Genomic DNA, 12180 nt, shown 5'->3' with positions numbered 1-12180 from the left:
AACGTGGCCCAAGTTGAAACCAGGCTTCCCTACAAAGTCCTTAAATGTTCCGATGCCGAATTTGAACGCCTCGCCAGCTGGGGCCGCAAAGAGATCGAACTGGCTGAAAACGAAATGCCGGGCTTGATGGCCTTGCGCGAAAAGTATGGCAAGACCAAGCCACTCGCTGGAGCGCGGATTGCCGGTTGCTTGCACATGACGATCCAAACCGCCGTCCTCATCGAGACTCTCATCGATCTCGGCGCGGAAGTGACTTGGAGCAGCTGCAACATTTTCTCGACCCAGGATCACGCCGCTTGTGCGATCGCCGCAGCGGGAGTTCCCGTCTACGCCTGGAAGGGCATGAGCGAGGAAGAGTTCGATTGGTGCATCGAGCAGACCTTGTTCTTCCCCTCGGGCAAGCCGCTCAACATGATCCTGGACGACGGTGGCGACTTGACCGCAATGGTTCACACTCGCTATCCCGAATTCTTGGAAGACATCCGCGGCCTGTCGGAAGAAACCACCACGGGCGTTCATCGCCTGTACCAGATGCACGAGCGCGGCGAGCTCAAGGTACCCGCGATCAACGTGAACGACTCGGTCACGAAGAGCAAGTTCGACAACCTGTACGGTTGCCGCGAATCGCTCGCCGACGGCATCAAGCGTGCCACCGACATCATGGTCGCCGGCAAGGTGGTTGTGATCGCTGGCTACGGAGACGTTGGTAAGGGCTCGGCCCAGTCGATGAAGGGTTTGGGTGCTCGCGTCATTCTCACCGAGATCGACCCAATTCTCGCGCTACAAGCCGCGATGGAAGGTTATGAGATCACCACGATGGAAGATGCCGTCACCGAAGGCGACATCTTCGTCACCACCACCGGCTGCCGCGACATCATCACCGGCGAGCACATGTCGAAGATGAAGAATGACGCAATCGTTTGCAACATCGGTCACTTTGATCTCGAGATCGATATGGCGTGGCTCAACGGCGAAGTGAAGGCTGGTCGCGCCACGAAGGATCGCATCAAGCCGGCTGAAGTTGGAGCCGTCGATAAGTACACCTTCACCAAGAGCGGGCGCTCGATCATCATCCTGGCCGAAGGCCGTTTGGTGAATCTCGGTTGTGCAACGGGCCATCCCTCGTTCGTGATGAGCAACTCGTTCACGAACCAGGTGCTTGCCCAGTTGGCCCTTTGGCAAGAGACCGACAACTATCCGCTCGGCGTGCACGTGCTGCCCAAGAAGCTGGACGAAGAAGTCGCTCGCCTCCACCTGGACAAGCTCGGTGTGAAGCTCACTAAGCTCACCAAAGCCCAAGCCGATTACCTTGGTATCCCGGTCGAAGGCCCTTACAAGCCGGAATACTACCGGTACTAAGAAGAGGGCAAATGATGGGAATTGAATTCTTGATACGCAGGAGCAATCTAACTTGCTCCTGTAGCTCAGTGGTGAGAGCGACGGCCTTATAAGCCGTGCGTCACAGGTTCAATTCCTGTCAGGAGCACTCCTGGCGTTATTCAATAGCCGCTGGCGCAAGCCAGCGGTTTTTTTTTGCGCGCACATTTCGTACACTGACCCGCTTACTTCAATCCCCCCGACCCTAGCCCCTGAACCCTCTCTCCCGCTATGCCCAACATCAGTGCCTTTCCCGGTATTCGCTATGACCTCGCCCAAGTTGGTTCGCTGAGCAATGTGATCGCTCCGCCTTACGACGTCATCGACAGCCAACTGCAGCAACAGCTCTACGACCTGCACCCCGCCAACTGCGTGCGGATCATTCTCGGGCAGGACCAAGAAGGCGACGACGACGCCAACAACCGCTATACCCGCGCGGCGAAGACCATGCGCGGCTGGCTCCGCGAAGGGGTGCTCTTCACCGAGGGCGAGTCCGCGCTTTACGTCTACCACCAAGTCTTCACCGAACGCGGCCAGGAGTTCACCCGCCGCGGATTCATGTGCCGGGTACGGCTGGAACGCTTTGGCGAGGGGAACATCTACCCGCACGAGGAAACTCACGGTGGGGCGAAGGCTGATCGACTCAAACTGTGGAAAGCTTTGAAGGCGAACTGCAGCCAGATATTTGGCCTTTACCCTGACGACGCAAACACAGCTCAAGAGATCTTGGAAGAAGCGATTCGTGGTGTGGCACCGCTCGAAGCGACCGACCACCTGGGAGTTCTGCATCGCATCTGGCCCGTGGTCGACATCCATGTCAGCACACAAGTGAGCGGGGCCATGGGGGGGCTGCCAATCTACATTGCCGACGGTCATCATCGCTACGAGACCGCCTGCAATTATCGCGATGAACTAGCCGCCGAGATGGCCGCGCGGGGCGAGCAGCTCGACGCCGAACATCCCGCGAACTTCGTGATGATGATGTGCGTATCAATGAGCGACCCCGGCATGATCGTGTTGCCGACGCACCGGTTGTTCCGTGGCTTGCCCAAGATGACTGCCGCCGAGTTGAAAGAAAAGCTCGCGAGCTGTTTCGATTTTGAAGACGCGGGCCAAGGTGCCGAACGTGCCCCCGCCCTGTGGGAAGAGATTGAAATGGAAGGCGAGCAGGGGACTTTGGCGTTCTTCACGGCCGAGGATCAAGCCTGGACGATTGCACGCCTGAACATGGCAGGCCAGAAAAGAATGGCCGAAGTTGCCCCCGATCACTGTGCCGATTGGCAAGGACTCGGCGTGAGCATCTTGCATCGGCTGGTCATGGATGCGCTTCTGGATCAGCCCGATCTCCCCGCGCCGAAATACGTGCGCGCGATTGATGAAGTCGTCGAAGGCTTGCAGCACGGCGACGCCGCGGGTCGCGACCACACGGGCCAGATGGGGAGCGGTGGCCGCTTCGAACTCGCCGCGATGGTGATGCCCGCCACGGTAGAACACATCCGCGCGATCTCAAACGCCAACGAGCGGATGCCAGCCAAGAGCACCTATTTCTATCCAAAGCTGCTCAGCGGGTTGTTGTTTAATCCGCTTGAGTAAGAATGGCGGACGGGGGAAGGCGGAAGGCGGACTGAATATTTTCCGCCCTCCGCCCTCCGCCTTCCCCTTTCTTTTGTTTCACGTGAAACGATTCTCCCTAAAAGTGCTAGCAGCGCGACTTGGCAATTTGCGCGTTTCACGTGAAACGCGCTGACTCGTCCGGATGTTTCACGTGAAACGACCTCCGCGGCCCCCTCGCGCCGATAATAAAGCCCATGGGACTGCCATCCCCGGGCGTGACATCGACAGAGGATTTTGTGCATGGGCCGCGTGATCTGCATAGCCAATCAGAAAGGGGGCGTGGGCAAAACGACCACCGCTCTCAATTTGGCGGCGCTGCTAGCACTCGCCGGGCAACGGACTTTGTTGGTCGATCTCGATCCGCAGTGCAACGCCACGAGCGGCCTGGGGCATCGACCCACCGAGCGGCATGCCTTGATTGATAGCCTGCCGTTGCGGGAATCGTTTGTCGCCACGACACAAGATAATTTGTCGTTGCTCCCGGGAGCCCGCAGCTTCCAGGACGTCGACGCCCTGGCCCATTCGTCGGACAGCCAATCGAACATGCTCTCGACGCATTTGGCCGGGAGCTTGGGCTCGTTCGACGCGGTGCTGATCGATTGCCCGCCGTCGCTGGGGCAATTGACGCGGACCGCGCTCGCAAGTGCGAGCGAAGTCCTGATGCCGATCCAGTGCGAATATTTCGCGATGGAAGGACTGACGCAAATGATCGATGTGATTCGCCAAGTGATGCAGCGGCCCAACAGCCGGCTCTCATTTGGCGGAATCTTGCTGACGATGTACGACGCGAGCCTTGAGCTCACGGCCGAAGTCGACCGCGAGGTTCGCGACTTTTTTGGCGAAGTCGTGTTTCAAACTGTGATTCCCCGGGACGTCGCCGTCTCGGAAGCGCCGAGTCATGGATGCTCGGTGGTTGATTATGCTCCGCGATCGAGGGGTGCGCGGGCTTACGTGGAACTTTGCTTGGAGGTAATGGACCGTGAATAAAGAACGCCGCTTGGGTCGTGGTTTGGAAGCGCTGTTGGGTTTCTCGAATGAGGCTCCCGTGGGCAGCGAAAATTTTGCGGGCGAGCCTCAAGCTTCAACACATGAATTTGAGCATGGCGACAACTCTGCGGGGCAGCAATGGATCGATCTGGCGATGATCGACCGCAATCCCTATCAGCCTCGCCAACAGTTCGACGAAGCTGAAATAGCAGACTTGTGTGACAGTATCCGCACCCACGGATTTTTGCAGCCAATCGTCGTGCGTCCCATGATGGGACGGTTTCAAATTATCGCTGGTGAACGCCGTTTCCGCGCCGCGCAACTTGCCGCCTGGAATCAGGTCCCCGTACTGGTGCGCGAAGTCGATGATCGGCAGATGGCCGAGCTGGCGATTGTCGAAAACGTCCAACGCAAAGATTTGAATGCTTTGGAAAAAGCGGCATCGTTCCAGCGCTACATCCAAGAATATGGTTGCACCCAGGAAGAGCTCGCCGGCCGGGTGAACGTTGACCGCTCAACGGTGGCCAATTTGATTCGACTGCTTGAACTTCCCGAACAGGTGAAGCAGCTCGTGGCGGCGGGAGAAATCTCTCAAGGTCATGCCCGGGCGCTGCTGCCACTGGGCGATGAAGAAGAACAAAAAATGTTCGCCAAACGGATCGCCGCCGAGTCGCTTTCGGTGCGGACGACCGAGCAGCTTGTGTCGGAACATATCCAACGTGCCGACGGCGAGCCGCTAAAAGTTTTCTCCGGCGAGGGAACTTTCCCCCCCGCCAACGTGTCCGTAAGTGGTCACCTGTCGCAGTTGGAAGATCAGCTTCGGCTCGCCTTGGGAACCAAGGTCGAGCTACGCCAGTCGGCCAAGGGGAAGGGGAAGATCACGATCCACTTTGGAAATCTCGATGAGTTCGACCGGCTCAAGGGCATCCTGACCGGCGAAAGCACGATGTTCCGTGAAGTGGGTTAGGTGGGACAACCGCTGAGAGACGCTAATATTTGCTAATTTTGTCCATGGCGAAGCGTTGATCAGCAGTGCAGAATTTGCTCAAATTACAGCCAAAATCGGCGCATTTGTGTACATATTTACACGTTCGCATTGCCGAACCTGTGGCCGATCTGTAATATCCATACTCAATCTTAGCCGGATCGCAACGCGGTCCGTGCGTCACGGGGCGTAGCTCAGCCTGGCTAGAGCGCCTGCTTTGGGAGCAGGAGGCCGCATGTTCGAATCATGTCGCCCCGACTTTCTTTTCTTTTCACGCGGTTTGGCACCGCATCCACACGAGTCTTGGCAAGAATTTTTGTTCTCCAAAGGTTTCTTCCTGGATCAAGCGGCCATGCTGGTAAAGTTCAGCTTCTCTAAAATCGCTAATTAGTAATAAAGCACTAATGTTGATGGTGCAGGTACTTGCAGTCTGATCATCCGACTTCCACACGAGTTGAGATCAACTAACAAGACCTCTACTTGGGTTACCAGGAATAAATACAAAAGAATAGTAAATTTAAGTTATTTGAATACGGCAGGCAAATTATGTTGCAGTATTAATCAAGTGCGGTACTTAATTTGCTCTCTAATTATTGGCCCAGCAGCGTACGTGGTGTTCGCATTTTGCGTTGGGAATACGGTGACTGAATTGTTTTAGAGTGTCACGGTTAGAGACAACTCGACTTTTACCGTTAGGTGGTCAATCTTTGCCTGCTCCTACCGCCTCTAAACCTGCTGCCCCGGCCTTTCCATTACCGACTCTCGTCGACGTAACGACTCTGCAGCGCGATTCGATCATTTCATTTGTCGTGATGCACGTCCTCGCCTTGGGAATTTTTTTCCCGTGGCTGTTTAGTTGGACCGGTGTGATCGCCTTCTGGGTGGGGGTCATCATTTTCGGCCAAGTGGGCATCCCCGTCTGTTACCACCGCCAACTGACACACAAGAGTTTTAAGACGCCAAAATGGCTCGAACACACCTTCGTCGTATTGGCACTGTGCAGCGCTCAAGAAACGCCGGCCAAATGGGTGGCATGGCATCGTAGGCATCATGTCCATTCCGACGAGCGGGAAGATCCACACACGCCGTTGGTAAATTTCTTGTGGGCGCACATTGGCTGGCTCTGCGTAAAGAAACAAAGCGGCACACCGCTGTCGTTCTATGAAAAATACGCCCGCGATATCTTGCAAGATCCGTTCTATATGTATCTAGAGCGTTCGCGACTCGCGTTTGCCTGGATTTATCTGCTGCACGCATCGCTTTATTTCCTCGTGAGTTGGGGGATTTCGTATCTCGTGCTGCAGGACAATGGGGCCGCCTTGCAATTGGCGATGAGCGTGTTGGTGTGGGGAGTTTTTGCTCGCACGGTGTATGTTTGGCACATCACGTGGAGCGTCAATTCGTTGTCGCACATCTTCGGCTATCGCAATTTCGAAACGAGCGATCACAGCCGCAACAATTGGTTTGTGGCGTTTATTACGGGTGGCGAAGGCTGGCACAACAACCACCACGCCGATCAAGCAGCCGCTTCTTTACAAACCCGCTGGTGGGAATTTGACCTGAATTACTACTTTATAAAAGGCTTGGAGTCGGTTGGGCTGGCAACGGACGTCGTTCCCATCGCACGAAATCGACGAACGAGGTCACCCGACCGTGACGGCGGACAGATTGTGGAAGTAGCCAGTTCCGACGGGTCCATGCAATAGTAAGGACCAGGGCTTACTGCTTGGCGAAAAGATCAACAAGAGCCTAACCGGCCAACTATTAACGCTTTCGCGCCTTCATCCCCATGAACACGAAAGCGGCCAACATTATGGTGCTTGCCGGTTCTGGGATGCGCGTGAACTGAAAATTGACGTTGCCCGCTTGGGGATTCCCAGGATCGAGATTCGTGTAGTCGCCGACCGCGCCGCCACCCACGATCCCCACGAACGCGCTGCCGACCGTGCCGTAAGTCGTCGGGATAATCGGAGCCCCCGATCCCCAGCCAGAGCCCGCGCCACCGTCCGATGTGATCACCAGATAATAGCTGCCGGCATCGAGCGACGGTCCGAATCCGTAAAACGAAACGGGCGCATGCGTGCCGGGGGGATTATCGGGAAAAGTGCCCGTCATCGTGGCCAGGACATTTGCGGCGGTCGCCGTGTCGCCGATTGCGTCGGTGAGGTAAAGCGTGAAATCGCTTTGTGGGCCGCCGGTGCCATTGCCATTGAGGAACACATGAATTCCATCAAGCGTGATCGCCTGGTTGAGTGTGAACTCTTGCCCGATGATGAGATTCACTTCAGGATCGAAGCTGAAGCCGACCCCGTAGCCGCCGTTCCCTTCTGGTTCGGTGCCGACAATCAAATACGCATGCGATGCATTGTTAAAGACTGTTGCTAACGTGAGTACCAAAACGGTTCTAAACAACAGTGGCATAGTGTTTCTCCCTTAGATGTCGATCTCAATGAAATTTGATCAACGACGATTAGCAGGCATGAAGTTGCGATTGTAAGGTGGGAAACTGCACGCGTCGATTTCAATGGAATAAAGTTTCTGCGACAATCCGCACGGAATTGTGTCAAGTTGTTTTTGGGTAAGGGGTTATGGCTTGCGAGTGCAGTCGGCATGATAGCAACAAATCAGGTTGATTCGCGCAAAATGTCGTGGGTTTGCCACCGCGCGACTTGAATTCGACGCGAGGCCCGTTAAGATTCGCCCATGCTCCTTCGGAAGGGAGCACCGCGAGGCAGAACGAGTTTGCCTGCGGGGAATGATTTCCCACCTTGAGTTTCCTTCCTCTATTTTTTGGGCGAACAGTCAGGATGACTTGCGAAGGCTCGTTTCTCATTTGAGCCTGTTCAACGACTAATCGCCTTTTCCCTGCCTCATGCTTTCCCATTAAGAGCCTGACCAGTGTGTCGCTGGTCGACTTATTTTTTTGGACGAGGAATCCGCGCAAGCGTCGTCCTCGCCGCGAAAGGAGTTGAAATGGTTGAATTTTTGGCAATGACCGTGATTGCGTTCTCGACTTTGGGCGTTTCCGTCGATTCGGTTGAGTGGCAATCAGACTACGGCCAAGCCCTGGAAGCCTCGCGGGCCGAAGCCCGTCCTTTGTTGATCGTGCTCGACAACCCGAGCGATCCTCAAGCAGCTGCTGAAGAAGAGCAACTCACCGCCGAAGGCGAGCAAGAAGAATTGCTTAACGCTTACGAATGCTGCCACGTCGACGTGAGCACAGAATACGGCAAGAAGGTGGCTGACGCTTTCAAGGCCGAAGAATTTCCGTTTGCCGCGATCATCGACAAGACCGGTTCGGTCGTGTTGTGCAAGAAGACCGGCAAGGTGAGCGACGAAGAATGGCAAGCTACGCTGGCCACCTATCAAAATGGTGAACGGGTGAGCAAGATCCAAACGTCGTTCTTCCGTGGCGATGTCGATAGCTCGGTGAAGAGCCCCTCGTATTGCCCCTCGTGCCAACGCAAGGCACAAGGTTTATAAGAAGCGTTTGTAAGAGACGTTTGTTAGAATAAATTACGCGACGATAAGTCGAAAATTTGAAGCAGTGCGGCTGACCCAGGCCGCACTGCTTTTTTTATTGCGCGGACGTTGGGAAAGGTACCACGAAAGCCGCGATATACACGAGCCAGAGAAAGCCGCTGCCCCGGGTGTACGGTCGGCAGGATCTCTCGATCACCCGGGGCTAAGTTTTATCTTGGGTGGCCAAAAATCGTTGTGGAAACGCGTTCGCAAATCACGATAATGGGGTCTTAATGTTAGGCATTGAATGTAGGCCGGAACAAGCGGAGCGCAGTTCCGGCAAAGCGTTACCAATACCACTTCGGTGCCGGAACTCGCGTTACTCGTTCCGGCCTACGAGCAGGCTACGCCGAAGGTCCAGACACATGACAAACTCAATGAAAAAATCACAATTCATTTCGAATCGCGCAAAAAAGTCTGCCAAGTTGGACAAGTTGGAAGTCTTGCCGTTTTTCTCGAGAGATTACGAGGCCAACAATAGAAATCAACTTGGCAAGGTTTACCAAGTTGAAGGGGGAGAGAATTTATGATTACTGATTTCTGATTTAGAGATCAGCAATCATAAATTTTCTCAATGCCTTACGAGCCCTGCCGAAATATCGAGCGACAGATCTTCAAATAAACCAGCTTTATAACGCTCGACTGCGATCGCTCCCATGATTGCGTTGTCGGTGCAGAGCCTGAGAGGAGGGATGAACAGTTCGTAGCCGTTTTGTTTGGCTTGGGCTTCGATTCGCTCGCGGAAGCGTGAGTTGGCAGCGACGCCCCCGCCGACGCAGAGCCGCGTGTACTTGGTTTTTTTCATCGCGAGATCGGCCTTGGCCAGCAAGCAATCGATAACTGCTTCCTGAAAACTCGCCGCCATGTCGGCCACAAGCTGCGGATCGAGCTGGGCTGCCTGACCCATCTCGGGGCGACCGGGGCCAAAGAGTTCGTAACGAACGGCGGTCTTCAAACCGCTGAAGCTGAAATCGAGTCGGTCCTTATTATCAAGAAGTGGTCGTGGGAGATGAAACTTTTTGGGATCGCCTTTTTCGGCCGCGCGCTGAATCGCCGGTCCGCCGGGATAACCAAGACCGAGCATGCTCGCGACCTTGTCGAAGGCCTCGCCCGCGGCATCGTCGATGGTGCTCCCGAGGGGCGTGAAGTCGAGAGCCGTTTCGCAGCGATAGAGATTCGAGTGCCCGCCGCTCACGATCAAGCCAATGCAGGGAAACACATCGCGGCCACTATCGATGCGGCAAGCATAGATGTGGGCCTGCAAATGGTCGATGGCGATCAGCGGCAAATTGTGAGCAAAGCTGAGTGTTTTCGCAGCGATGAGGCCAACCAACAGCGACCCTGACAAGCCGGGTTGATTGGCAATCGCAATCGCATTGAGATCGCTGAGTTTGAGATTGGCTTGCGAGAGCGTTTGTTCGATCACAGGCAAGATACGTTCGACATGAGCGCGTGAGGCAATCTCGGGAACGACGCCGCCGTAGTTGTCGTGGAGATGACTTTGCGAAGCGACGACCGCGCCGAGGACTTCGAGTTCGTCGGTAACGACGGCCGCGGCGGTTTCGTCACAGGTAGTTTCAAGGGTAAGGATGTGAACCATGTCAGCCTAGGGCGGGTTGAATTTGAGGCACTGTTTCAGCGTCGGGCAACATCTTGGCGAAACGGAGGTGATGAACCCAGGCGGGAGGAACATTGGCGAGTACACATTTGCGGGCGAATTCCCAATTGGCGAATTCGTCGTTGAGCAGTTTTTCAATGCCCAACAGCCGAGTGCGTTCGGACGAGGAACTCACGAGCGCCTTGGCTTTACGGATCGCGACGTATTCAAAGAAGCTGAGCGTGCAACCCTCGGCGGCGAGCTTATGGAAGTGGCTGAGAACTTGTTCGACAAAATCACAGGAGAAATTATTGAGCGGCAACCCCGAAACAATGCACTCGTATTTTTCGTCGTTGGGGAGTTGTTCGATGGGCATTTCGAGAACACGAACACGATTGGCGACCTTTTGCCAGTTGGGCTCGCTGGCGAGCCGATCACGCAAGGTTGCCGCAAAGCGTGCGTTGAGCTCCACCAAATCGAGGCGATCGTTTGGACCGAGGCGGCGAATGATCTCGGTGGTCACAGCACCCGTGCCGGGGCCAACCTCGAGGACGCGGCGAGGGAGTTCGTCGCGACCGACTTGGCTGGCCAGGGCTTTGCAGAGATTACGACCGCTGGGGAGCACCGCCCCCGTGGTGTGAAAGGTTTGGCGAAATTCCCGCCAAAAGACCTGATATTCTTTGAAACGTGCTCCCATGGACGTATTTTATGTCCGCAACAGGGGAGTGCCTACCCGAAAGGAGATGCCCTAAAAGTCGTACCACAGACCGACACCGATCTGTTGCTCGAATTGCAGCAGCGGGCCACTAAATGCGTATTGGTCGCTCTTGCCGTTGAAGTATTGCACGCCAGTACGGAAGACGCGCCCGGTATTACCCCGCCAGAGCCAACCCGCTTGAGCGGTCAAGCTACCACCGAAGTCGAGTTCTTGCCGCAATAGGCCGTTGATCGCGAAGAAAGGAGTGCCACCCGCACCGGTGGGACCAGGTTGAGCGTAGTCAACGCCGAATTGGAATTCCCAGGGTTCGGCGCCTTCGTCGGCATAGAATGCCCAACCCGCTTCGGCGTACCACCGCCAAGCGGGACGTGGAAAGAATGAAGTGCCAAATACGAGAACGTCGCGCGAGTAGTTGACACGCTCATCAGGCGGGAAGTTTTCGCGCTCGATGAATTCGTCGCCGAGATGTGAACTGAGGTGATAGTACGAGAATTTGAATTGAACTAGATCAGTCCCATAAACGAGTGGGATACCGAACCGAAAGTCAGACGAATCGAGGTCCCAGTTTTCGTCGAGATTCAAACGGGGCATGCCAGCACCTTCGATTTGCAGTTCCCAACCATAAGGCTGATTGTTGACTCGCGTGCCATAACGCACGATCGAAGCACGGCCACCCAAAGTGACGTCGAGCAGCGAGACTTCGTTGTGAACGTCTTTGAAGAACGTACCCGACATGCGTGGTTCTTTGGGACCCGCCCAATAGGAATGCCAAATTACATCCGACGGCAAGATTTCCCAGCCCCAACCGCAATTGGCTGCGGGGGCATGAGTCGACATGAAGGGAGTGCCTGTTGTTTGCTCGACATAGATCGGCTGCGGCGCCACGGCCGGTGGCACGCAGTAGCCGTTCATGCTGTTGCATTCAGGCGGGCAGGGTTCGCAATCGATGTATTGCGACGGCTCGATGATCGGTTCTGAGTCTTCGGGATCGACATCTTGCGCGATGTGTAACTGGCGATAAGGTGACCAGTTCGAGTTGCGACTGCCAACAGATTGAGCATCCGCGCGCGAACACAAGCAATCGCAGAGTGCGAAGCCGGTGAACAGCAGTGCGAATACGATTCGCGAGGCCATGATGGAGTACGTCGTTGCGTTGGCGAGTGGTTGGGTCGTTAGCGCACTAAACACAAGTTGTGACGTGCGAAATTTCGGCGTGGAGAGTATTGAATTGAGTTCGCTCGGCGAAGGGCGATATGACCAGTTATCGCCCGAATTGTGGCTAGTCCATGAATTTGCATGCTAGCAAACCAGGTCGACAGAGCCACAAAACTCCGTAAAATGCAGTCGCAGTGCTAGCAAGTAAGATGGAAGGACGAGGCG

Annotated in this window: 10 protein-coding genes and 2 tRNA genes; 8 read left to right on the top strand and 4 right to left on the bottom strand. The window is 55.4% G+C overall.

All coding sequences use genetic code 11. The features are described from left to right. Window positions 1-3 precede the first annotated feature (3 nt). The 7 genes from ahcY to SH678x_RS17130 all read left to right on the top strand — a co-directional run bounded on the left by ahcY (window position 4) and on the right by SH678x_RS17130 (window position 6669). Entirely contained in the window at window positions 4-1359 is a 1356-nt protein-coding gene (gene ahcY, locus SH678x_RS17160; protein WP_496919679.1) for an adenosylhomocysteinase, read from the top strand. Between the two features lie 54 nt (window positions 1360-1413). Then, window positions 1414-1486, top strand: a tRNA-Ile gene (locus SH678x_RS17155). Window positions 1487-1608: 122 nt separating this feature from the next. Beyond that, window positions 1609-2970 carry a DUF1015 domain-containing protein gene (locus tag SH678x_RS17150; RefSeq protein ID WP_496919678.1) on the top strand — a complete coding sequence of 454 codons (1362 nt, stop codon included), beginning with the start codon at window positions 1609-1611 and terminating at the stop codon, window positions 2968-2970. Between the two features lie 261 nt (window positions 2971-3231). Next, window positions 3232-3978: a ParA family protein gene (locus tag SH678x_RS17145; RefSeq protein ID WP_496919677.1), complete on the top strand. Its 747-nt coding sequence runs from the start codon at window positions 3232-3234 to the stop codon at window positions 3976-3978. Further along, the gene (locus tag SH678x_RS17140) at window positions 3971-4945 is read left to right on the top strand and encodes a ParB/RepB/Spo0J family partition protein (protein ID WP_496919676.1); all 975 of its coding nucleotides are present in this window, start codon (window positions 3971-3973) and stop codon (window positions 4943-4945) included. The genes SH678x_RS17145 and SH678x_RS17140 overlap by 8 nt, the downstream gene beginning before the upstream one ends. A 201-nt stretch (window positions 4946-5146) precedes the next feature. After that, a tRNA-Pro gene (locus SH678x_RS17135) sits at window positions 5147-5221 on the top strand. 449 nt (window positions 5222-5670) lie between these two features. Further along, the gene (locus SH678x_RS17130; protein ID WP_496919675.1) at window positions 5671-6669 is read left to right on the top strand and encodes an acyl-CoA desaturase; all 999 of its coding nucleotides are present in this window, start codon (window positions 5671-5673) and stop codon (window positions 6667-6669) included. 58 nt (window positions 6670-6727) lie between these two features. Here the strand turns inward: SH678x_RS17130 and SH678x_RS17125 are convergent, their stop codons facing one another. Beyond that, entirely contained in the window at window positions 6728-7384 is a 657-nt protein-coding gene (locus SH678x_RS17125) for a hypothetical protein (RefSeq protein ID WP_496919674.1), read from the bottom strand. A 552-nt stretch (window positions 7385-7936) separates the two neighbouring features. Here SH678x_RS17125 and SH678x_RS17120 point away from each other — a divergent pair. Beyond that, entirely contained in the window at window positions 7937-8446 is a 510-nt protein-coding gene (locus SH678x_RS17120; protein WP_496919673.1) for a thioredoxin domain-containing protein, read from the top strand. Between the two features lie 610 nt (window positions 8447-9056). Here the strand turns inward: SH678x_RS17120 and tsaD are convergent. Genes tsaD through SH678x_RS17105 form a run of 3 tightly spaced genes read right to left on the bottom strand, consistent with a single transcriptional unit; the run spans window position 9057 to window position 11934 of the window. After that, entirely contained in the window at window positions 9057-10085 is a 1029-nt protein-coding gene (gene tsaD, locus SH678x_RS17115) for a tRNA (adenosine(37)-N6)-threonylcarbamoyltransferase complex transferase subunit TsaD (protein ID WP_496919672.1), read from the bottom strand. A 1-nt stretch (window position 10086) separates the two neighbouring features. Continuing rightward, on the bottom strand, window positions 10087-10779 hold the full coding sequence (locus SH678x_RS17110) for a class I SAM-dependent methyltransferase (RefSeq protein WP_496919671.1): 693 nt from the start codon (window positions 10777-10779) through the stop codon (window positions 10087-10089). A gap of 51 nt (window positions 10780-10830) precedes the next feature. Then, window positions 10831-11934, bottom strand: coding sequence for a DUF1207 domain-containing protein (locus tag SH678x_RS17105; RefSeq protein WP_496919670.1), 1104 nt, complete (start codon window positions 11932-11934; stop codon window positions 10831-10833). Window positions 11935-12180: the final 246 nt, after the last annotated feature.

The sequence above is a fragment of the Bythopirellula superficialaquae genome (assembly GCF_059632245.1).
The sequence above is the reverse complement of the archived record's forward strand: the minus strand, read 5'-3'. Positions and strand labels throughout refer to the sequence as shown.